Here is a 21630-nt window from a genome sequence, read left to right as displayed (position 1 = left end):
AATGAAAAAGCTTTGGTTTCTTTTTTTAATCGTCACGTTATTGGTTGGCCTGACCGGTTGTCCCGATAAAAAAAGAAAACCGGCCCCTCCGAAGGTTTTTTTGGTAGTAGCCAAAAGCCAGCAGGAAAGAAAAACTTTCATTCAAACCGCATATAATTTAGCCAGGGAAAAAAAGATAATTCTTACGGTAAAAGGGTTAAATGACGATGAAAAGCGGGAAGAAAAGGTTTTAAAAAAGATTATTGCCCAAAAGCCTCAAGGGTTGATTTGGGAAACGGCGGGTAGTCCTCAGGCCGGGTATTTAGCAAAAAAAATTTATCCCAAAGCAAAACTAATTTTTATAAACGATGTGCCGTACGATGGTCTTGGGGACTGTGCGGTGTTGCCCGATTTGCAAAAAGCTTCGGAGTTGGTGGCCAAAAATATTGCTTTTAAAGATAAGAGCGGGAAAGTGCTGCTTCTGGGGAGCCACCGGCAAACCCTTTCGGCAGTTATCCTGGAGGAAGCTTTAAAAAGTGAGTTAAGAACCCTGGGTAAGGAGGTAAGCGTCGGGAAACTTCCGGTGGTGGACGGGAAAAGGGCATTAGACGAAATAAAAGAGCTGGCAAGGAGTCAAAGTATTATTGCCCTTGACGGAAAAGCGGGGGAGCTTTTAGCAGAGGCGGGAAGGGAGGGGCAGCAGGGAACGGTTCTGGCTTCCATGGTGTTAAACAGGAAGGTGGCAAAAGCTATCCAGGAGGGGAAAATTCATGTCTCGGTGGACTTCATGCCGGCAGTTGCAGCAAATAAAGCTATGGAAGCATTGGACGGGTTACTGAAAAGGCGGGGAATAGGCGCGGATAGCAAAATTACGGTTAAAAATGGCCAGATACCGGTTATATATACACCCGTGCAGCTCATTACCCGGGAAAATGTGCAACAACTTCAAAAGGTTTACGGAAAACTTACCTCTTCGCAGCCAAAAGAAAGGGAAGAAAGCAACAGTAAGGGGACTAAAACTACAAAAGTAAAAATAACCACAAATCAGGGCAAAACTATTGAGTTTACGGTAGAAGGAGAAATAACCAAAATAGAAACAAGTCCTGCAGAGGGAAAAAAAGAAGAACAGGCTGGGGCTGGCCAGGAAAAGACCGGAGAAGAAAGTGGTGCTGGTCAAAGCCGGTAAATTTGTAAAAGAAAAAATTTCTTTTACTGAAAATATTAGAAAGCTTTGGTATAATTAACTTAGCAGGGTAAAAAGGGGGAAGGGGTTGTGCGCTTTTTTGGGCAAGCTTTTTTAGCTTTTATTTTTACCGTTTACGTGCTGGTGCTACCGGCGATGAATATTGAAACCGCTATAATCAGTCAAAAACCGGAAAGTACTGCAATTACCGCTTTTAAACCCAGCGATTCCATCTTTGCCAGGATGGGTGACGGCGGTTTAAAAAGGGCCCTGACTTTTGGTTATGTCCAGAAAATTGACCGGGAAGTAGCCATCTTTCCTTATATCTTTGTAGTAGATGAACTTATTGCTGATGCTACCAGGGTAGCTGTAAGCTTTTATTTTTACTCCGAAAAGCAGCCAGTAGCTTATGAAGTAGCGCGTTTTGGGATTGACCTTGATTTACCTGGAGCTTCCGAGCATTCTACTTTTACCAGTATACAGTCAGAAAATGGAATTTTAAACGGCTACGTATTTTCCGAATATACCGGAAATCCCAAGGAAATTGTTATCTGGGGAAAATACAGGGACCGAATCGGGGATCAGCAGGAATTTAAACTAAAACTTCCTTTTAAGCAAACCGCAGCTAACGTTTCGGAAATAGACCTGGATAGAAATCTTGGCGGAAGCCCGGAAGTGTTAATTAAAAAAGTGATTTTAGCTCCGACCCAGTGGGTAGTTATGGTAAATCTAAAGGGGAGCCGGGAGGAGCTGGAGGCTTTTCGTAGTTTAAAGTTACCGGTGAAATTGTATAGCGCTGGTAATCCTTTAGAGTTATTGGGAGTTGGTTCGAGTTTAGGTGGAATTCCTCCAAGATTAGATGAATACTTTTACTTCCAACCGGGTGGACAGGAAAAAGGAGCTTTACTGGGAGTTACCTGGCCTGATGGTAAGTATCGGGAAATATATATAGATTTTACCGCTAAGCTCAGGCGAAAACCGAAGGTAGAGATTACGCCTATTTACGATAATTTACCAAAACCAAACTTGCCCAAACCTCCTTCAACAGAAAATAGACAAAGTTCGGTACCGGTTAGCAGGCCTCTTACGGGTATTGAATGGGTGAGGGAAAATTGTAAAAATCTTTTGCGGTGGATCCCTGAGAAAAACTATGGAAAGATTCGAGAAATTGCTGAAGAACCTGTGATACTTGATATTAAAGATGCTTTTGCCAATTTAGAGAATTATAAATTGGAGCTGGTGAATTTTAACTATCAGGAAGACCAAAAAGGTTATGTTGTCTCTCTTTATGTCGAAATAAGAAATGCTCAGGACAACAGCTATCTTGGAAGTAGCGAACTGATTCTACAATTTATACGTAAAGGAGAAGGTTACAGGCTTATAAGATTCAGTAAAAATTAATTGACAAATTGCTGTTTTTTGATTATGATAAAAAGTGAGGAAGATATCCCGCTTCCTTTTTCCCCAGTAATGTGAAAGTACCAACAAGCACCCCCTCTTTTTGGGTTATTTCACCTTTTAGAAAAACCGCTTTTTAAGCGGTTATTTTTTTTGTATAATTTTAGCGTGGGGAGGCGGGAGTATGCGGGATGCCTGGTCATTTTTCAACAAAATTAAAAACTTTTCCCAGGAAGAGTGGCAAAGGTATCAAAAAGAAGTACCTTTAAAACTTGAAGAAGCAGCTTTTAAAGTTGAAACTCCGGAGCTAAAGTTATTAATTTTGTATTTAAAGTATTTTTGGGAGATGTTTTTTGATGAAAGCTACCGCATTGAAGCCAAAACAAAACTTATCACTTTAGCAGGCATCCTGTACTTTGCCCTTCCGGTAGATTTAATAAGCGATTTTTTACCTTTTTTAGGTTTTTTGGATGATGCCTTTGTTTTTCGCCTTATTTGGGAATTTATCGGCGAGGAAGTGCGAAGATATGCAAGTTACAAAGGGTATAACTTACCGGAGGTTCAATTAGATATTAAAACTATAATAGAGAAAAAATTTGGAGTAATAAGGGATTTATTTAAAATTTCGCCCTTTTTAATGGCCTTAAAACTCGAAAATAAAGTAGAAGATTTGGAAAATTTGTTTTACATAAGCCGGGAATTTTTTAAATATAACCGCCTGGCCAATGTTCTTAGAGGAAAGTTATATTTTTCCGAAAGCTTTTTAAATGGCCTGATAAAAGAGCTGCCCCGGGAATTGCCGCTGAAAAATATGCGGGTGGAGGTTCGGGGTGATGAGTTATGGTTTATGGGGAGGATTGACCAATATAATTTAGATTTTCGGCAAAAAATAAATATGGTAAATTTAACGGCAGAAAAAGACCGGATTTTAATGGAGTTTGACTTAAAAGGAATGCCCCAAATAGAGCTTAAAGGAGCTTTAGGGTTTTTTTACCGGTTTTTTGCGCCGGTGGCTGGGTTTTGGGGCATCCGAAAGTTTTTGCAAATAAATCATCACCGCTTTCCCGGGATAATTTTAGATGGAAATAAGCTTCATGTTGATTTAAGCTTTTATTTAAAGCCGGATAACTTAAAGTTTATGGCGTTACTAAAATTTGCAGAGAAACTTCCGCCTTTAACCGCCGTACCCCAGAACGGGCTTCTTGTGGTAAAAATAAATGAATAGGAGGCGATATTGTGGCTAAAGGACTTAATTATTTAGCAAATTCGGTAGCTTTGCTGGGTTACCGGGACCGGGAGCAGGGGAACTTTACCACAGTTGCCTGGATAACCCAGGTATCGATGAAGCCGCCTATGGTTTTGGTGAATGTTGCTCCGGGAAGATATTCTTACCAGAAAATTAAAGAGACCGGGGAGTTTACCTTAGCAATTTTAAGCGAGGAGCAAAAGGAAATTGCCGATTTTTGCGGGAAAAATTCAGGAGCAAATGTTGATAAAATCAAAGAGCTAAACCTTCCGGTAGTACCCGGAGAAAAAGTTTCTGCTCCTAAGCTTACTACCGCCATTGCCAACCTTGAATGCCGCCTGGTTCAAGAAATTCCTGTGGGTGATCACATTATTTTAGTAGGGGAAGTAGTGGCGGAGGATGTTCCCAATCCCGCTAAAAGACCGCTTATTTTCCACCAGTGGAAGTACCTTGACTAATCTTTAGTGATAATTACCCTGCTCCAGAGGGGGACCTGGGGAAATAACTCTTCGATATCTTGGTTTAACATGCGGATGCAACCTCTGGAAACCTCGCGACCAATGGAGGCGGGATTGTTGGTACCGTGAATTCCGTAGTTACCTCCGGGAATGGTCAATCCCATCCAGCGGCTTCCGAGAACTCCGTAAGGACTACCGCCGGGATTGATGATTTTGTTTTTAATTCGGTAGATGCCGGTAGGGGTGGGGGTGCTGGGGGCTCCTACCGCTACCGGCCAGGATTTAATTTTTTGGTTGTTTTTATAGAGGGTTAGAAGCTTCTTTTTCAGACTGACGGTTAAGTGGACTATCATTACTTTCGCCTCCTTTTTGGGGTGATGGGGAGGAAAAAAGTTGTTAATTTTTGCACCGGCTAAAATAAACCTCACTTTAGATATATTAGGAAAACGTCCCGATGGTTACCACGAACTCTGGTCGGTAATGCAGGCAATTACTCTGGGAGATTTGGTGGAAATTGAACCGGCTGAGGAAATAAACTTAAGGGTTGTAGGGGCAGATTTACCTGTGGACTCCACCAACATTGCGTATAAAGCAGTTCTGGCTTTAAGGGCTGCCACGGGGAAAGCCATAGGTGCCAGCATTACTATCCGTAAAAAAATCCCTCTGGAAGCAGGACTTGCCGGTGGCTCGGCGGATGGAGCGGCAGTTCTTTTTGGTTTAAATAAAATTTATAATTTAAATTTAAGAAAGGAAGAACTTTCAGAAATTGGGGCAAAAATAAGCGCCGATATTCCCTTCTGTCTTAACGGGGGCACCGCCCTGGTGCAGGGGATAGGGGAAAAGGTAAAAAAACTTCCGCCTTTAAAAAAAGGTTATTTTGTTATCTATAAACCCCCTTTTGGGATTTCGACCAGAGAAGCTTATTTAAGGCTTGCGGGTAAGGATTTAACAAAGGCGCATCCCGACCGGGAAAAAATCCTGAAAGCTTTAGCCGAGGAAAATTTAGAGGATTTGGGAAAGTTTTTAAAAAATCTTTTGGAAATAAGTGCTTGGGAAATAAATCCGGAAATATATAAGTATAAAAACGAACTTTTAAATTTAAAACCTTTAGGAGCGCTGATGTCGGGTAGCGGTTCTGCCCTTTTTGCCTTAACGGAAAATTTAAAAAAAGCGAAGGAAATTTATTATCAATTGACATTACCGGGACAAAAATTTATTGTCCGGCCGTATGCGGCTGGTCCTACTTGCTTAAAGCTTTAACTCCATAGTAAAATATAATAATACAAATTATCGTAGAAATGAGGGGTTAAGATGGGGAGATTAAAACCTATTATCCTTGATAATTACAAGCCTTTAAGGGAGCTGGTTTTTGAGACCTTAAGGGAAGCAATTATCAATGGTGTGTTAAAACCCGGGGAGAGGTTGATGGAAGTTCAGCTGGCGGAAGAGCTGGGCGTAAGCCGGACTCCGGTGCGGGAGGCTATTAGAAAATTAGAACTGGAAGGTTTTGTGGTGATGATTCCCCGGAAAGGGGCTTATGTGGCGGGGATTTCGTTAAAAGATGTGGCGGATGTTTTTGAAGTACGGGCGGCGCTGGAAAGCCTTGCCGCTGGCCTTGCAGCGGAAAGGATTACCGACGAGGAAATCGAGGAGCTGGAGCGGGTTTTAGTGAAACAACAAAGCCTTGCGGAAAGTGACCGTCTGGAAGATATTATTAGGGCTGACACCGATTTTCATGACGTGCTCTACCGGGCAAGCCGGAATGAACGGCTTATTCAAATTGTAAGTCATCTTAGAGAGCAAATTCAAAGGTTTAGAACCGCTTCCCTTTCCCAACCTGGTCGGATGCGAATAGCATTGGAGGAACATAAAGAGATAGTGGAAGCTATAGCCGAGCGAAATGTGGAAAAAGCTCAAGCTTTAGCCAGGGAGCATATTGAGAATGCAGAGCAAAGTATGATTAACGGATTAAAGGAAAGAGGCGAATTAATTGGTGATTAATGCGCTGGTGCTGGCGGGCAGTGCTAATAACGGGAAACTGGCTAAAGTTTCTCCGGAGCCGTATGAAGCTTTAATACCACTAAAAGGCCGGCCAATGGTTGATTACGTGGTGGACTCCCTGTTAAAAACTTCAGAAGTAAACAAAATTGTTGTAGCTGGACCTAAGGAGCTTATCGGAAGGTATCCCAAAGAACGGGTAGAAGTTGTTAGCGGGGGCGAATCGGTGGTAGAATCGGTCCAGCAGGGTTTTGCGGTCTTACCCAGGGACGCAATGACTTTGGTGTCAACCAGTGATATTCCTTTACTAACGCCGGAGGAAATTGAAGATTTCCTTAAGAACTGTCCTGAGGGATACGATGTCTACTATCCGGTGGTGTATAAAGAGGCTATTGAACAACGGGATAAGACGGTTAAACGGACTTACGTAACGTTAAAGGAAGGTACGGTTACCGGGGGAAATCTTTTTCTGGTTAATCCCCGGATTGTCGACCAGGCTATTGTAAAGGCCCAGGATTTAATTAAGCTGAGAAAAAGCCCTTTTAAACTCAGCCTGCTTTTAGGAATAGGTTTTGTAGTAAAATTTTTAACCAAAAGGCTTTCGGTAAAAGAGCTGGAAGAAAAGGTCGGAGGTTTACTGGGAATCCGGGGCAAAGCGGTATTTTCCAGGAGCTTTGGCATTGGGGTAGACGTAGATAAGCCGGAGGATCTGGAGGTAGCCTTAAGACATTTGTCCTAAGGGGCCTTTTTTCTTTTTGGAGGGGGGAATTACGTGATAGAAATTAAAGACGTTCAGGAAGCAAGGATCAGGTTATTGGGGGTTGTCCACCGTACTTTAACCGCTTATTCGGCAACTTTTAGCCGGCTGGCGGGAGCGGAAGTGTATTTTAAATATGAAAACCTGCAAAAAACCGGTTCCTTTAAGCTGAGGGGAGCTTACAATAAAATTGCCAGTCTGCCCGTAAAGGAACGGGAACGGGGCGTTGTGGCGGCTTCGGCGGGTAATCATGCGCAGGGAGTAGCTTTTGCTTCGTTTAGTGCCGGAATTCCCGCAACTATCGTGATGCCGGAAGGCGCTCCGCTGGCTAAAATTCAGGCGACCCAGAGTTACGGAGCAAAGGTAATCTTAAGTGGGGTTAGCTATGATGATGCCTTTTTAAAAGCAAAAGAAATCATGGAAAAGGAAGGAGCAACCTTTGTTCATGCCTTTGACGACCCAAAAGTCATTGCCGGGCAGGGGACCATAGCTTTAGAAATGCTCGAAGATGTTCCCGAACTGGATATGTTGGTGGCTCCGGTTGGTGGTGGCGGGCTGATAGCCGGTCTTGCAGTGGCAGCGAAAGCGATAAAACCCCATTTGAAGGTCATAGGGGTTCAGGCCAAGGGGGCACCATCGGCGTATGCCTCTTTAAAAGAACGAAGGAAAGTAACGTTAGCTTCGGTATCGACAATTGCTGACGGAATTGCCGTCAAAACTCCGGGGGAGTTGACCTCGAAAATTATTTTTGATTTGGTGGATGATATTGTCCTGGTGGATGATGAGGAAATTGCCCAGGCAATATTAATGATGTTAGAACGGGGTAAAGTGCTGCTCGAAGGGGCCGGAGCGGTGGGGGTGGCAGCGCTTTTAGCCCAGAAAATTCCGGTGCGGGGGCATAAAGTCGGCGTTATCTTATCCGGTGGAAATATCGATGTTCATACTATCTCGATTATAATCGAACGGGGCCTGGTAAAATCCGGTAGATATGTGCGGATAAAAACTATTTTGGATGATAAACCGGGAGCTTTACAAAAGCTTTTGGAGTTAATTGCCCGGGAAAAGGCCAATATAATTTTTATCAACCATGACCGTATTGCTCCCCACGTGCCGATAAAGCAGGCGGAGGTTGAATTAGCTCTGGAAACAAGGGATTTATCTCACGTTGAAAAAATTCTGGCAGTTTTAAGAGAAGCGGGTTATCAGATTCTACAAAAATGAGGAGGGCTTTTAGTGGAAGGAATTATCTTAGCGGCCGGTAAAGGCACGCGGATGAAATCGGATTTGCCCAAAGTAGTCCACGAAGTTGCGGAGAAACCAATGGTATTGAGGGTATACGAAGCCTTAGTTGGTGCCGGGGTTAAGCGGGTGGTCGCGGTAGTGGGCTATCGCAAAGAAAAGGTGGAGGAAATTCTCGGTGGTCGAGCGGTAATTGCTGTTCAGGAAGAACAGTTGGGGACCGGACATGCAGCTTTGGTGGCCATGCCTTATATTGAGGATGACAATGTAATCATTGTTGCCGGGGATACTCCTCTTTTAAAAGCTTCTACCCTTCAGGCGTTAATAAAGAAACATCTTGAGACCGGAGCCTATGCCACGGTATTGACCTGTTTTTTAAGTCATCCTTATGGTTACGGCCGTATTGTCCGGGACGGATACGGGAAAATACTAAAAATAGTTGAAGAAAAGGATGCAACCATAGAAGAAAAGCAGATAGCGGAGGTTAACACGGGAATTTACTGCTTTAAGACAAAAATTTTAAAAGAAATCTTACCGTTATTAAAAGCGGAAAATGCCCAAAAGGAATATTACCTCACCGATGTTATTCCCCTTCTTTTAGAACGGGGCAAGGTGGTGGAAACAATTACCATTCAGGATGAAACGGAAGTTCAAGGGGTAAATGACCGCGTGCAGCTTGCTCGCTTAACCAAGGAAGTTTACCGGAGAAAAGCTGAGGCGTTAATGCAGGAAGGGGTTACGATAATTGACCCGGATACCGTATATATTGGCGAAGAGGTAGCGGTGGGCAGGGATACGGTAATTTACCCCAATACTTACCTTGAAGGGAAAACGGTTATTGGGAATGGGTGCCGCCTTGGGCCCAATACCCGCATTACCGATAGCGTGATTGGCAACAATACCGAAATTACTTTTTCCGTAATTATCCAAGCCCGGGTTGGCGATGAAGTGAACGTGGGACCATTTGCTTATCTGCGGCCGGGGACCGAAATTGCTAATGGGGTAAAAATTGGTGATTTTGTGGAAATTAAGAAATCGTTCATTGGCGAAGGCTCCAAAGTTCCCCACCTGTCCTACATTGGGGATGCGGTAGTGGGTAAGGGAGTTAATATTGGGGCCGGAACTATTACCTGTAATTACGACGGGAAAAATAAGTGGGAAACGGTAATTGAAGATGGAGCGTTTATCGGAAGCAATACCAATTTGGTGGCACCGATAAAGATTGGAAAAAATGCTGTAGTTGGTGCAGGCTCCACATTAACCGAAGATGTTCCGGAAAAGGCTTTGGCAATAGCCCGTTCCCGCCAGGTGAATAAAGAAGATTATGTTAAATAATATTTATTTTTTCGTTAAAGCGGCAGGAAGTTTCCCTACTGTAGGAGAATAAAAAAACTGTCGAATTTTGTTCGGAACCTGGATTAAAGTAAATGGAGGTTTAAAAATGAGCCGCTATGATTTGAAAATTTTTTCCGGCAATGCCAATCCCGATTTAGCCCGGGAAATTGCTTCTTTTTTGGGAGTGGAAGTTGGTGATGCCCGGGTTTCCCGCTTTTCCGACGGGGAAATTCAGGTAAAAATAAACGAAAGCGTTCGGGGGGCGGATGTATTTATAATCCAGCCAACCTGTACACCGGTTAATGAAAATTTAATGGAATTGTTGATCTTAATAGATGCGATTAGAAGAGCTTCCGCACGCAGGATTACTGCCGTGCTGCCGTATTTTGGTTACGCCCGGCAGGACCGGAAAACGAGAGCACGGGACCCGATTACGGCCAAATTAGTATCCAATTTAATAACCGTAAGCGGGGCGCGCCGGGTGATTGCCATGGACCTGCATGCCGGACAAATCCAGGGTTTTTTTGATATCCCGGTTGATCACCTGGTGGGTGTGCCGATTTTAGCCAAGTATTTTAATGAAAAAGGTTTGGAAAATAAGGTAGTGGTTTCTCCCGATTTAGGCGGGGTAACCCGGGCCCGGGATCTGGCCGAGCGGATTGGAGCACCAATTGCAATTATCGATAAACGCCGCCCGGAACCCAATGTAGCGGAAATAATGAATATCATTGGAGATATTGAAGGAAAAACGGTGATTATGGTCGATGATATTATCGACACCGCCGGTACCATTACCCAGGGAGCTCAGGCTCTGATGGAACGGGGGGCTAAGGAAGTATACGTGTGCTGTACCCATCCTATTTTATCCGGCCCGGCGGTGGACCGGTTGGCCAACTCTCCCATTAAAGAAGTAGTTGTAACCAATACAATACCCCTTCCGCCGGAAAAGAAACTGCCAAAAATTAAGGTGTTATCGGTTGCACCCCTGATGGGTGAAGCGATCCGGCGGATTCATGAAGATTTATCGGTAAGTGAACTATTTGTTTAATCGTCCTGCTTTTTGATTATTGCCTTGCCCCAACGGGCAAGGTTTTCTTTTATTTTAAAAAAAGTGTTGCTAAATTTTCCCGGAATGGAGGTCAGTGCTTCTCTTCCTTCCCTCTTGACAACAACGGCATCTTTGCCGATAGTTAATATATAGGAGCTTTTTAAACGGTATCTCGGACCAAGACGCATTAAACCCGGGGCGATGATTATTTCGATAATTTCTCCGGTAGAAGGTTCAAAGGTAAAGTTTTCCATTTGTCCCAGGTAACTTCCGTCTTCCGCAATTACTTTTTGGCCGAAAAGCCGGGGACCTTTTTTCCATAGTTCCAGAAGACCGGATGACTGGTCGGGTTTTTTTAAAGCGTCTTTACTTTTAATGAGGACTACCTTTTCACTTAACGCTTTTATTTCGTTAAAAGGCAGAAGTTTTATCCCCGGTAAAAAATTACGGCTAACCACTAATAGACCTGCAACTTTTCGCTCATAAGGCTCCACTAATAGCTCTTTTACTGTTCCGGTGATAATACCGTCGCAGGCGGTAATTACCGGAAGCCCTTGAATAAGCCGTGCATTCCCAAAATACCACCTCCCGGTCCCTCTTTAAGTTACATTTATTCCCAGTTCATGTTTTTTAGAACTAAAATTCGGGAATACTTTGTAAGTAAGGAGGGATTTATAAGGTGGAAAAAATTACTGCGAGTGTACGGTTGAAAAAAACCCGCGGTGAGCGTAACAGGCTTTTAAAAGAAGGCAAGGTTCCCGGAATCATGTACGGGAAAAGCATTGAGCCGGTGGCATTAGCAGTAAATGCCCGGGAACTTGAGAGTTTGGTAGAGCGGGGCTTAAAAATATTGGAGCTTTCCGTGGAAGGAAAGACCCAGAGGGTTCTGGTTAAAGAGCTACAACACCATCCGGTGACCGGGAAGCTAATCCATGTTGATTTTCAGGTGGTAGAAAGCGGCCGGAAGATCCGGCAACTGGTGCCGGTGGAGCTTTATGGGGAAGCGGCAGGGGTTAAAGCCGGTGGTATTTTGGAGCATGGGCTTTCGGAAGTTACGGTGGAGTGCTTGCCGGAAGATCTACCGGAGTCCATTGAAGTGGATGTTTCTAAACTTGAGGTTGGAGACTGCATAAGGGTTAAAGATTTGGAACTGCCTCCGGGTGTACGGGTCATTGAGGATCCGGAAAGCGTTATTGCCTTAGTGTCAGCTCCTGAAGAATACGTTGAAGAGGAGACGGAAGAGGCAGCAACTGCTCCGGAAGCTACAGCTTAAAATTTTTACAGGGAGAGGAAAAATGTTTATTATTACAGGATTGGGGAACCCCGGACACGAATATGAAAATACCCGGCATAATGCCGGGTTTATGGTTGTAGACGAGTTAGCTAAAAAATATGGAATATTAATGACCAAAAGAAAATTTAAAAGCCTTGTTGGTGAAGGGGAAATTTTAGGGGTAAAGGTTTTACTTCAAAAACCCCAAACCTATATGAATTTAAGCGGGACAGCAGTCCAGGAGGCGGTTTCTTTTTACAAGCTCCCTCTGTCCCGCTTAGTTGTTGTGTATGATGATTTAGACCTGCCTTTAGGAAAAATTCGTCTGCGTTTAAAAGGGAGTGCCGGCGGTCATCGAGGAATGGGGTCCATAATTAGCTGTCTGGGGAGTGAGGAAATACCCCGCTTAAAAATTGGGATTGGCCGACCGGCGTTTGGAGATGTTAAGGATTATGTTTTACAGCCCTTTACCGGTGCTGAGAGGGAGATTTTAGAGCCTACCCTTAAATTGGCGGTGGAAGCCATAACCGTAGCCCTGACGGAAGGATTTAATAAAGCGATGACCGACTTTAACCGGGGAGGTTAATAAATCTAAAAGGTGGCTTCTTTTTTTTATGGACTTCTGGCGGCGGTGCTGGCTTATAGGGTAAATAAACTTTTATTGCGCTTGCTAACAAAGGAGAAGGTAGCGTTAGTAGCTCCTTCTATCGAAGAATGTTTAAAAACTTTGCTGGGACTGCTTGGTCAGGGAAACATCGTTTTTACCCATTTTGCTTTTGGTTTTGCCGAAGGCTTGTACGACTTAATAACCGCTCGTCAGAAGTATCCGGCGTTTTTTCTAAGTATCGTTACCCACACCGTTTTTGGTATTATTACTTTAAGTATAACTGAAAAATCTACTCTTTTCTTAGGTATAAGTACCGCCGCTCTGGGCCATACTTTATATAACCTGATAGTTTTAAAAATGGCCCGGAGGTAAGCGATGATAATCCATGTTTGTGACTTTTGCCAAAAAACCTATTTTTTTAAAGAAAGTTCCAAAAAGATTTCTTACATACGGGGGATCTGTCCCGATTGCCAGGAGGAGCTTTTTTTTGAAGAAAAATCGTATTTTGGCCGACCAGTTATTCATTAAAACGGAGGATGCAAGGTGAGTGAAAATATTTTTTCTTTAATGCAGGAAAATTCAGAATTTAAACGTCTTTTAGAAGGGATAAGTAAAAAACGGGTCCAGTTAATTTACGGTTCTTACGGCACTGCCCGGACCTTTTTAATGGCAACCGTTGCCAAAGCCTTAAACCGGCCCCTTTTGGTAATTACCGAGAATGAACAGGTGGCCCGGGAAATTGCCGAAGATTTGGAGTTTTTCCTGGGCGCTAAAACTTCCTGCTTTTTTTACCGGGAGGGTTTTTTATTTGACCTGACCGTGCGGGAAGGGGGCGAGTTAAAGGCTTCGAGAATTGAGCTTTTAAAAAGGCTGTCCCGGGGAGAAAAACCGCATACGGTCGTAAACTACGAGGCTTTAACCCGGAAATATCCGCCGCTGGAAAGCTTTGCTCGCTGGAAGAGGGAGCTCAGGGTTGGTGATGTGGTTGAACTCACAGAATTTATCCGGTATTTAAGCCAAATCGGTTATGAACGGGTGGACCAGGTAGAAGCGCCGGGACAGTTTAGCCAGCGGGGAGGAATAGTGGATGTTTATGTTCCCGGTGAGATGCCTTTCAGGGCTGAATTTTTTGGTGATGAAATTGATTCCCTGCGGGCTTTGGATGTTGAAAGTCAGCGCTCCCGGAAAAATTTAAACGAAGTAGTGATTTACCCGGCGGAGGTGGCGGTTGCCGCTGATGACTTACTTTTGGAGGTAAAACAAAAGCTTGGGGCCGATATTGAGCAGCAGGTTAAGAAATTAATTCAGCAAAATAAGCGAGAGGCAGCGGGCAGAATTAAAGAAAAAGGAGCCGATGTTTTAAATATTCTTAATAAAAGCGAGGTAATGGAAAAGCTATTGCCGTACTTTTGGAGCGGTGTTTCACTTTTGGATTACTTTGGCGACGAATATCTTGTTTTTTTAGATGAGCCGGGAAGGTTTGGCGAACAAATCAATAGTTTGGAGAAACTCCGCCGGGAAAGTTTTACCGAAGCGCTGAGTGGCGGCTATACTTTACCAAAGCAGGCCGAGGTTTTTTACGAAGAAGAGCAGCTAATGGCTCTTCTACAAGAAAGAGTTGCGGTATTAACTTCTCTTTTACCGAAAACTCCGCGTTTTATCGGAGATTACGACCCCCATAATTTTGCGGGAAGAAAGCCACCAAATTATTTAGGAAAGGAAAAACTATTTTTTGAAGATTTAAAAAACTTTCTTGCTAATAATTATCGCATTTTAATCTTAAGAGGACGGGAAGAAGCGGCGGCAGCGTTAAAAAATGAACTTTTAAAAAGAAATTTTCCGGCAAGCTTCGTTGAAAAATTTGAGGTAGAGATAGCGCCCCGGGAAATAAAAATTGGCCTTGGCGTTCTTAATTCGGGTTTTGAATTCCCCCAGCAAAAGCTTTTGGTTTACACCGATGTAGAGCTGGCGGGAAGGACGGTGAAAGCAAAAGTTACAAAGACGGTTTTAGGGGAAAGGGTTGAGGAACCGTTTACCCCCGGTGATTATGTTGTGCATCCGGTCCACGGAATTGGCAAGTATCTGGGAATTAAGCCGGTGGAAGTTGGTGGAAACGTCAAGGACTACCTGGTTATTGCTTACCAGGGGGAAGATAGGCTTTACGTACCACCGGAACAGGTAGGAAATCTCCAAAAATACGTAGGGGTCGACGGTGAACCGCCAAAACTTTCCCGTCTTGGTGGCAGCGACTGGCAGAGGGTTAAAAATCGGGTGAAAGCAGCGGTCAGGGAAATGGCCGAAGGTTTGTTGGAGCTTTATGCTAAGAGAATGGCCAAACCGGGTTTTGCTTTTTCACCGGATACGGTGTGGCAAAAGGAATTTGAAGAGCGCTTTCCCTATGAAGAAACCCCCGACCAGTTGAAAGCCATTGAAGAGGTAAAAAGAGACATGGAAAAACCGAAGGTGATGGACCGGCTTTTATGCGGGGATGTCGGGTACGGTAAGACCGAAGTAGCTTTAAGGGCAGCTTTTAAGGCCGTAATGGATGGGAAGCAGGTGGCGGTCTTAACTCCTACTACTTTACTGGCGCAGCAGCATTACAATACTTTTAAGGAGCGTTTTTCCGGTTATCCCGTCGAAATTCGCCTTTTAAGCCGCTTTCAGACCGCCCGGGAGCAAAAGGAAATAATTAAAGAATTGAAAAGAGGAAAAGTGGACATTGTTATTGGAACCCACCGCTTGCTCCAGGATGATGTCCAGTTTTACGATTTGGGGCTGATGATCGTGGATGAGGAGCAGCGATTTGGAGTGGCCCAAAAGGAACGGTTAAAAATTTTAACGGAAACGGTCGATGTTTTAACCCTGACGGCAACTCCGATACCGCGGACGCTTCACATGGCTTTGGTGGGTATCAGGGATTTAAGTGTTTTAAATACTCCACCGGAGAACCGTTTTCCGGTGCAAACCTATGTCCTGGAAGAAGATCCTTTTATCATCAGGGATGCCATTCGCCGGGAGCTGGGACGCGGGGGGCAGGTGTTTTTTGTCCATAACAGGGTTTCCGATATTGATGAAGTAGCTGCCTGGGTTCAGTCTTTAGTGCCCGAAGCCAGAGTGGCAGTGGCCCACGGGCAAATGAAAGAAGAGCAGCTCGAACGGGTAATGTTAGAATTTATTTCCGGTAAGTACGATGTTCTGGTTTCCACGACGATAATTGAAACGGGAATCGACCTTCCCAATGTTAATACCTTAATTATTAAAAATGCCGACCGGTTTGGACTGGCCCAGCTTTACCAGCTCCGGGGCCGGGTAGGGCGGAGTAACCGCATTGCTTATGCTTACTTAATGTACGAAAAGGATAAGGTGTTACGGGAAGCGGCTGAGAAGCGTTTGGCAGCGATTAAAGAGTTTACGGAGTTTGGTTCGGGTTTAAAACTTGCCATGCGGGATCTGGAAATTCGCGGAGCCGGAAACCTGTTGGGGCCGGAGCAGCACGGGCATATTGCGGCGGTAGGCTTTGATATGTATATGAAGCTTCTGCAGGAAACGGTGGCGGAGTTAAAGGGGCAGGTAACTTCCGAGGAAGTAGAGCCGCAGCTTGAATTAAACGTAACCGCCTATATTCCCGAAAGCTATATTCCCGATGAAAAACAAAAGATTGAAATGTACCGGAGGCTTTCACGGACGCGCAACTTAGAGGATTTGGAAGATGTGGTGGATGAATTAATTGACCGTTTTGGCGAAATTCCGCCGGAAGTGGAAAACCTGATTCGGCTAATTAAAATAAAAATTGCGGCTTCTAAATTAAAAGTTAAAGGAATTTTCCAGACCGACGAAGAGTTAAAAATACAGTTCTTTCCAAATTCCGAAATTACTGCCGAGAAACTTTCGCGAGTTTCCGGCCAGTTTAAGGGCAGGGTCGTATTTGGCATGAACCCTGATCTGGAAATTCGTGTGCGGACCAAGGGAAGAATTGGCCAAGAAATTTTTTTAATTTTAGAAAGGATATTTGGGCAGTTAAGTTGAATATATAAAAGGTAAAATTTTTGACAAAATTAGTTATTTTGTAGAGAGGAGAGACAGGAATGAAAAAAATTACAAAAATTGTTGCCATCCTTTTAACCGTTGTTTTGGCCTTAATCGTTGCGGGTTGTGGGGATTACGTGGCCAAAGTGAATGGAAAAACTATTTCCAAAAAAGATTTTGATCGGCGGTTTGCCCAGGTACAGGCTGACATGAAGCTAAGAGGAGTGGATTTAACCTCTACCGAGGGGCAGAAGATGCTCCAGAGCTTAAAGCAGCAGACTTTGGACCAGATGATCAATGAAATTCTAATTTCCGATTATGGAAAGGAAAAGAAACTTGAGCCGACAAAAGACGAAATTACCAATAAAATTAATGAAATTCGGGCCCAGTTTCCATCACCCCAGGATTTTGAAAAAGCTTTAAAAGACCGGAATATAACCGATAAAGATTTGCAAGAAATGGTTCGGGTGCAATTAATAAATGATAAAATTTACGAGGAAGTAACCAAAGGGATTACCGTTTCCGAACAGGAAGTTAAGGATTATTATGAAAAACATAAAAATGAACCGGATTTTCAATCGCCTGAACAGCGGCAGGTACGGCATATTTTAATTGCGGTAAACGATGGGAATGCCCAGAACAATCCCCATTTTAACATCAATGTTAAACGAACCGATGCGGAAGCCAAAAAGCTTGCTGAGGATTTAATCAAACAAATAAAAGCTGGAAAAGATTTTGCTACCCTGGCTAAAGAAAAATCCGATGATCCGGGAGTGAAAGAAAATGGCGGGCAGTATACCTTTAGCCGGGGAGAAATGGTTAAGGAGTTTGAAGATGCTGCCTTTGCCTTGAAAAAACCCGGTGATATCACCGAAACTCCCGTCAAAACCGCTTTTGGATATCACATCATTAAATTAGAAAAGATTATTCCGGCAAAACAAAAAACTTACGATGAGGTTAAAGAACAGCTAAAAAACTACCTTTTAGAGCAAAAGAAACGCGAAGCTTATAGTAAATTCCTCGAAGATTTAAAGAAAAAAGCCAAGATTGAAAATAAGCTTTCTGCCAAGTAAAAACTTTACAAAAAGTATAAACCCCTCCTTAAGGTAAAATACTAACATTACCAAACCACTTAAGGAGGGAATTTTTATGAAAGCAACGGGTATTGTGCGGCGAATTGATGATTTAGGGCGGGTTGTAATTCCCAAGGAGATAAGAAGAACATTGCGAATTAGAGAGGGGGACCCTCTGGAAATTTTTGTTGACCGGGACGGAGAGGTGATTTTAAAAAAATATTCGCCAATTGGTGAGCTGGGGGATTTCGCGAAAGAATACGCCGAATCCCTGAATGAATCTTTAGGTCATATTGCCTTTATTGCCGATCGGGACACGATAATAGCGGTGGCGGGAGCTCCGAAAAAAGAGTTTCTCAATAAGCCCATTGGTCCGGCGGTGGAGCGGGCCATGAACGAGAGAAAAACCGTGGTGATAACCGCAACCGGTGAACACGAGTACTGTAAGGAATGTATTACCGCCGAAGATGGTCAGTGCCTGTTTACTGCGGAAATTATCGCGCCGATTATTGCTGAAGGGGACCCCATCGGAGCTGTAATCATTGCCAGCCGGGAGCCGGGAGTGAAGTTTGGAACTTTGGAGCAAAAAATGGCGGAAACCGCCGCTCATTTTCTCGCCAAACAAATGGAACAGTAACCTCCAGGGACGGTTCTGACAGCGTACATATTGAACGCCGTTCAGAACCGTTTATTTATTTTTTCCTGTTTTTCCGAATTGTTCGAAGAAAACTATTATAACTTTTACCCAAAAATTCGGCGGTTTGTTTTAGTTCAATGTTATATTGTTCTTTAGCTCGAAGGGCTAATTCAACCTGTGCATTTACTACCGGGCGCTTATACTCATCGGTTAACAATTCGGCATAAGAAAGATTTAACTCATTGCAAATTTTTTTGGCTAAATACTGTAAATGAAAGTACCTTATACTTCCATCCAAATCTTCTGGCCAGAATTCTTCTTTAACTAAACTTTCAACTAAAAAATTGGTAATGGGTTGCAAGTCTTCTAAGCCGTTGGGGCAAATTTGCGTAAAAAGGGAAAAATCCATAAAAGGCAAAGCTTTTTGGGGATTTAAGAAATAATAGAAACTACTCCATGGGTATGAAGATAAACTTAAGACCAGGCCTGCCCGTAAAGGATTTAACAAAACATAACGAAAAGCTTCCCAGAGATAATCATCCGATTCAATCAGATAAGATTTAAACCGATCCTCAAAAACGTGACCGGTTTTTTGGTATTTTCGGTTAAAATAAATGGCGTAGGTGGTAAGGACCGGTTGAAAGTACTTAGATAATGGCTCGTCAGTGGCCTGGGCTAAAATGTGAAAGTGGTTGGACATTAAAGTAAAGGCAAATATTTTAAGCGGCTTTTTTTCCCAGTTTTTTTGCAAGAGAAAAAGGAAGAAGTTGTAGTCTTTTTCTTCCAAGAAAATTTTTTCTTTTTTGTTTCCCCGGGCAATGATATGATAAATACTGCCGGGAAGAAAAAAGCGTTTTTGTCGAGGCATTATTCTCCCCCTCAGAATTGTTTGTCTAAAATATACATAATTTCCACAAATAACGTCAATAGGAAAAGGAAGAGTTGGGGAAGAATAGCACTTTTTTTGAACCGTTTCTGGAGGAGGTGGTGGTGGGAAAAATGGTGGTTGACAGAACCGTCCCTGGAGTGATCTATGTGGTGGGGTTGGGGCCGGGGAGCATGGATTACCTGCCCTTAAAGGCGTACCGGCTCTTGAAAGCGGGGATGAAGGTGTTTTTCCGGACGGAAAAAGCAGTACCTCCGGAACTTTTGGGGGAAATCGCCTGGCAGAGCTTTGACCATTTATATGAGGAGTTTTCCACCTTTGAAGAAGTTTATCAGGAAATAGTCAAAAAACTTCTCCGGGAAAGCCAGAACGGAGCTCTCGTTTATGCGGTGCCGGGAAATCCTCTGGTAGCTGAAAGAACAGTAGAGCTTTTACTGCAGCAGCACGATGTACCGGTGGAAGTGGTGACGGCGCCTGGGGCGTTGGAGCTTGCCTTAACTTCCCTGAAAATAGATCCTGCCAAAGACCATTATAAAGTCCTGGATGCTTTGACCGTAAAGGCCTGGGATTTTTCCAAAAGTATGACAAATATCATCTTTCAGGTGTATGACCGTTTAATTGCCGGGAACCTCAAAATTTTGTTGATGGAGAGGTACCCCGATGATTATCCGGTCCTGGTATTGCGAGATCTGGGACTGCCGGGAGAAAAGGTTGAAAAAGTTCCTTTATTTGAGTTGGACCGCCGGGAGTTTGATCACAAAGTGCTGGTGGTGGTTCCCAAAATGCGGGAGGAAATATTTTCGGTTGAAAAGCTTGGAGAAATCATGGAAGTTTTACGGGGGGAGCAGGGGTGCCCCTGGGACCGGGAGCAGACGCACCGTTCGCTTCTACCTTATGTTTTAGAAGAAGCGTATGAAGTTGCCGAAGCAATAGAGGAAGAAGACCGGGAAAAACTAAAAGAAGAGCTGGGGGATTTGCTTTTGCAGGTGGTGTTTCACGCTCAGATTGCCCGGGAAGAGGGGAAGTTTACTTTCAAAGAGGTGGTTGAAGGGATTTGTGAGAAGCTTATTCGCCGGCACCCTCACGTTTTTGCCGCGGTGGAAGTTGACGACAGCGACGAAGTAAAAATTAACTGGGAAATGATTAAACAGCAGGAAAAAGGGAAAAAATCGGTAATAGAGGGAGTGGCCAAAACTCTTCCGGCTCTAAAAAAAGCGCAGAAAGTTGGAGAAAAAGCGGCTAAAGTTGGTTTTGACTGGGAGAAGGCGGAGGAGGTTTTTGCCAAAATTGAAGAAGAGTTAGAGGAACTAAAAGCAAGCTTAAAGGAGGGAACAAGTCGGCAGGAAGAGGAATTGGGAGATTTGTTATTTTCGGTGGTAAATCTTGCCCGAAAATTAGGGGTGGAGGCGGAAGAAGCGCTAAATAAAACTACTTTCAAATTCATAAAAAGATTTATGAAAATGGAAGAAATGGTTAAAGAAAAGGGGCAAAACCTTCAGGATTTAACTCTAAGTGAGTTGGATGAGCTATGGAATAAAGCAAAAAATCATTAAAAAAATAAGATTTTTTTTGATAGTTTGCAGGAAAATGAAGGATTGTAGCGAATTAAGTAAAACGATAATTTAAGTACATAAAAAATTTTTTTAAGGAGGGAATATAAGTGAACAAAGCGGAATTGGTAAGTGTAATTGCTGAGAAGGCCGAAATGACTAAAAAGGATGCGGAAAAAGCCTTAAATGCGGTTTTAGCAGCAATTGAAGAAGCGTTGAAAAAAGGTGAAAAGGTGCAGTTGGTCGGTTTTGGTACTTTTGAAGTAAGAGAAAGAGCTGCACGGAAAGGTAGAAACCCGCAGACCGGTCAGGAAATCGAAATTCCCGCTTCCAAAGTACCTGTATTTAAGCCCGGCAAGCTTTTAAAAGAGAAAATTTAATAAAAAAGCCAGGTGCCTAAAGCATCTGGCTTTTTTCTCTCTTTGCATAACCCTTCCTCCTTTTGGGCAAAATAACCCAAAATTGAGGAGGGGTTTTATGCGCTTTGGGAAAATTTTTATTGCCTTAACGGTAATGCTTATTCTCATATTTTACGGTTGTACTCCTGCCAGAAAACCTTTACCCTCAAAAAAATACAGCACCGAACCCACCGTTACAGTTTACATCAATGAGACCGGGGAGAAAAAGAAGATGAAATTGGAAGAATACGTCCTGGGAGTTGTAGCGGCGGAAATGGAACCGGATTGGCCGGTTAATGCTTTAGCGGCGCAGGCAATTTTAGCCCGGACTTTTGCCCTGGAAAATATTGAAAGTGGAAAGGTGCGAAAGCTTCACGGTACCGATGTTTCCACCGATATCGAAGAGAGCCAGGCGTATGACCCGAAAAAAATTACGGAAAATGTTAAAAAAGCGGTGCAAATGACCCGGGGTCAGGTGGTGCTTTACAAGGGGCATTTTATCAAAGCCTGGTTTAATGCCTGCGACGGTGGGATTTCGG

Annotated in this window: 22 protein-coding genes; 19 read left to right on the top strand and 3 right to left on the bottom strand. The window is 43.6% G+C overall.

Annotated elements, in window-relative coordinates:
• Window position 1: 1 nt before the first annotated feature.
• The 4 genes from ciss_RS07905 to ciss_RS07890 all read left to right on the top strand — a co-directional run bounded on the left by ciss_RS07905 (window position 2) and on the right by ciss_RS07890 (window position 4264).
• Window positions 2-1165 carry a substrate-binding domain-containing protein gene (locus tag ciss_RS07905; protein WP_075865731.1) on the top strand — a complete coding sequence of 388 codons (1164 nt, stop codon included), beginning with the start codon at window positions 2-4 and terminating at the stop codon, window positions 1163-1165.
• Between the two features lie 87 nt (window positions 1166-1252).
• On the top strand, window positions 1253-2563 hold the full coding sequence (locus tag ciss_RS07900; RefSeq protein WP_075865730.1) for a hypothetical protein: 1311 nt from the start codon (window positions 1253-1255) through the stop codon (window positions 2561-2563).
• Window positions 2564-2744: 181 nt separating this feature from the next.
• Window positions 2745-3785, top strand: a complete 1041-nt coding sequence (locus ciss_RS07895) for a YkvA family protein (protein WP_075865729.1) — start codon at window positions 2745-2747, stop codon at window positions 3783-3785.
• Between the two features lie 11 nt (window positions 3786-3796).
• On the top strand, window positions 3797-4264 hold the full coding sequence (locus tag ciss_RS07890) for a flavin reductase family protein (protein WP_166504005.1): 468 nt from the start codon (window positions 3797-3799) through the stop codon (window positions 4262-4264).
• Here ciss_RS07890 and ciss_RS07885 read toward each other — a convergent pair.
• Entirely contained in the window at window positions 4261-4617 is a 357-nt protein-coding gene (locus ciss_RS07885; RefSeq protein ID WP_075865727.1) for a L,D-transpeptidase, read from the bottom strand. The genes ciss_RS07890 and ciss_RS07885 overlap by 4 nt on opposite strands.
• A 40-nt stretch (window positions 4618-4657) precedes the next feature.
• On the opposite strand from ciss_RS07885, the gene ispE reads away from it, so the two are divergent.
• From ispE to ciss_RS07855, 6 genes are all read left to right on the top strand, one after another.
• A complete protein-coding gene (gene ispE / locus ciss_RS07880) occupies window positions 4658-5524 on the top strand; it encodes a 4-(cytidine 5'-diphospho)-2-C-methyl-D-erythritol kinase (RefSeq protein ID WP_075865726.1) in 867 nt (288 codons plus the stop codon).
• A 51-nt stretch (window positions 5525-5575) separates the two neighbouring features.
• Window positions 5576-6265 (top strand): GntR family transcriptional regulator, encoded by a 690-nt coding sequence (locus ciss_RS07875; RefSeq protein WP_075865725.1) that lies wholly within the window; start codon window positions 5576-5578, stop codon window positions 6263-6265.
• Window positions 6258-7001, top strand: coding sequence for a nucleotidyltransferase family protein (locus ciss_RS07870; RefSeq protein ID WP_075865744.1), 744 nt, complete (start codon window positions 6258-6260; stop codon window positions 6999-7001). The genes ciss_RS07875 and ciss_RS07870 overlap by 8 nt, the downstream gene beginning before the upstream one ends.
• A 33-nt stretch (window positions 7002-7034) precedes the next feature.
• Window positions 7035-8240: a threonine ammonia-lyase gene (ilvA, locus tag ciss_RS07865; protein ID WP_075865724.1), complete on the top strand. Its 1206-nt coding sequence runs from the start codon at window positions 7035-7037 to the stop codon at window positions 8238-8240.
• A 12-nt stretch (window positions 8241-8252) separates the two neighbouring features.
• A complete protein-coding gene (gene glmU / locus ciss_RS07860) occupies window positions 8253-9593 on the top strand; it encodes a bifunctional UDP-N-acetylglucosamine diphosphorylase/glucosamine-1-phosphate N-acetyltransferase GlmU (RefSeq protein ID WP_075865723.1) in 1341 nt (446 codons plus the stop codon).
• A gap of 106 nt (window positions 9594-9699) precedes the next feature.
• The gene (locus ciss_RS07855; RefSeq protein WP_075865722.1) at window positions 9700-10641 is read left to right on the top strand and encodes a ribose-phosphate diphosphokinase; all 942 of its coding nucleotides are present in this window, start codon (window positions 9700-9702) and stop codon (window positions 10639-10641) included.
• On the opposite strand, the gene ciss_RS13470 is transcribed toward ciss_RS07855, so the two are convergent.
• A complete protein-coding gene (locus tag ciss_RS13470) occupies window positions 10638-11201 on the bottom strand; it encodes a PRC-barrel domain-containing protein (RefSeq protein WP_268874210.1) in 564 nt (187 codons plus the stop codon). The two genes, ciss_RS07855 and ciss_RS13470, sit on opposite strands and share 4 nt — an antisense overlap.
• Before the next feature lie 119 nt (window positions 11202-11320).
• On the opposite strand from ciss_RS13470, the gene ciss_RS07845 reads away from it, so the two are divergent.
• The 6 genes from ciss_RS07845 to spoVT all read left to right on the top strand — a co-directional run bounded on the left by ciss_RS07845 (window position 11321) and on the right by spoVT (window position 18257).
• Window positions 11321-11914, top strand: a complete 594-nt coding sequence (locus ciss_RS07845) for a 50S ribosomal protein L25 (RefSeq protein ID WP_075865720.1) — start codon at window positions 11321-11323, stop codon at window positions 11912-11914.
• 22 nt (window positions 11915-11936) lie between these two features.
• Entirely contained in the window at window positions 11937-12500 is a 564-nt protein-coding gene (gene pth, locus ciss_RS07840; protein WP_075865719.1) for an aminoacyl-tRNA hydrolase, read from the top strand.
• A 12-nt stretch (window positions 12501-12512) separates the two neighbouring features.
• A complete protein-coding gene (locus ciss_RS07835; protein WP_075865718.1) occupies window positions 12513-12893 on the top strand; it encodes a hypothetical protein in 381 nt (126 codons plus the stop codon).
• Window positions 12894-13064: 171 nt separating this feature from the next.
• Entirely contained in the window at window positions 13065-16547 is a 3483-nt protein-coding gene (gene mfd, locus ciss_RS07830; protein ID WP_201787784.1) for a transcription-repair coupling factor, read from the top strand.
• A 59-nt stretch (window positions 16548-16606) separates the two neighbouring features.
• On the top strand, window positions 16607-17620 hold the full coding sequence (locus ciss_RS07825; protein ID WP_075865717.1) for a peptidylprolyl isomerase: 1014 nt from the start codon (window positions 16607-16609) through the stop codon (window positions 17618-17620).
• Between the two features lie 76 nt (window positions 17621-17696).
• Window positions 17697-18257, top strand: coding sequence for a stage V sporulation protein T (spoVT, locus tag ciss_RS07820; RefSeq protein ID WP_075865716.1), 561 nt, complete (start codon window positions 17697-17699; stop codon window positions 18255-18257).
• Between the two features lie 55 nt (window positions 18258-18312).
• Here spoVT and ciss_RS07815 read toward each other — a convergent pair whose 3' ends face one another.
• Window positions 18313-19125 carry a transposase gene (locus ciss_RS07815; RefSeq protein ID WP_075865715.1) on the bottom strand — a complete coding sequence of 271 codons (813 nt, stop codon included), beginning with the start codon at window positions 19123-19125 and terminating at the stop codon, window positions 18313-18315.
• A 131-nt stretch (window positions 19126-19256) separates the two neighbouring features.
• Here ciss_RS07815 and yabN point away from each other — a divergent pair, with 131 nt between their 5' ends.
• The 3 genes from yabN to ciss_RS13570 form a co-directional block, all read left to right on the top strand.
• Window positions 19257-20696, top strand: coding sequence for a bifunctional methyltransferase/pyrophosphohydrolase YabN (gene yabN, locus ciss_RS07810; protein ID WP_075865742.1), 1440 nt, complete (start codon window positions 19257-19259; stop codon window positions 20694-20696).
• 107 nt (window positions 20697-20803) lie between these two features.
• Window positions 20804-21073 carry a non-specific DNA-binding protein Hbs gene (gene hbs, locus ciss_RS07805; RefSeq protein ID WP_011343153.1) on the top strand — a complete coding sequence of 90 codons (270 nt, stop codon included), beginning with the start codon at window positions 20804-20806 and terminating at the stop codon, window positions 21071-21073.
• Between the two features lie 97 nt (window positions 21074-21170).
• Window positions 21171-21630, top strand: a 460-nt coding sequence (locus ciss_RS13570; RefSeq protein WP_235837273.1) for a SpoIID/LytB domain-containing protein, incomplete at its 3' end; no start/stop codon positions are given.

The organism is Carboxydothermus islandicus, from assembly GCF_001950325.1.
Classification (GTDB): Bacteria; Bacillota; Z-2901; order Carboxydothermales; family Carboxydothermaceae; genus Carboxydothermus; species Carboxydothermus islandicus.
This window is presented reverse-complemented; position numbering and strand designations above follow the sequence as displayed.

Coding starts and splice junctions, on each gene's coding strand:
- ciss_RS07905 (WP_075865731.1), top strand. CDS start 2: ATGAAAAAGCTTTGGTTTCTTTTTTTAATCGTCACGTTATTGGTTGGC.
- ciss_RS07895 (WP_075865729.1), top strand. CDS start 2,745: ATGCGGGATGCCTGGTCATTTTTCAACAAAATTAAAAACTTTTCCCAG.
- ciss_RS07885 (WP_075865727.1), bottom strand. CDS start 4,617: ATGATAGTCCACTTAACCGTCAGTCTGAAAAAGAAGCTTCTAACCCTC.
- ciss_RS07875 (WP_075865725.1), top strand. CDS start 5,576: ATGGGGAGATTAAAACCTATTATCCTTGATAATTACAAGCCTTTAAGG.
- ciss_RS07855 (WP_075865722.1), top strand. CDS start 9,700: ATGAGCCGCTATGATTTGAAAATTTTTTCCGGCAATGCCAATCCCGAT.
- pth (WP_075865719.1), top strand. CDS start 11,937: ATGTTTATTATTACAGGATTGGGGAACCCCGGACACGAATATGAAAAT.
- ciss_RS07825 (WP_075865717.1), top strand. CDS start 16,607: ATGAAAAAAATTACAAAAATTGTTGCCATCCTTTTAACCGTTGTTTTG.
- spoVT (WP_075865716.1), top strand. CDS start 17,697: ATGAAAGCAACGGGTATTGTGCGGCGAATTGATGATTTAGGGCGGGTT.
- ciss_RS07815 (WP_075865715.1), bottom strand. CDS start 19,125: ATGCCTCGACAAAAACGCTTTTTTCTTCCCGGCAGTATTTATCATATC.
- yabN (WP_075865742.1), top strand. CDS start 19,257: ATGGTGGTTGACAGAACCGTCCCTGGAGTGATCTATGTGGTGGGGTTG.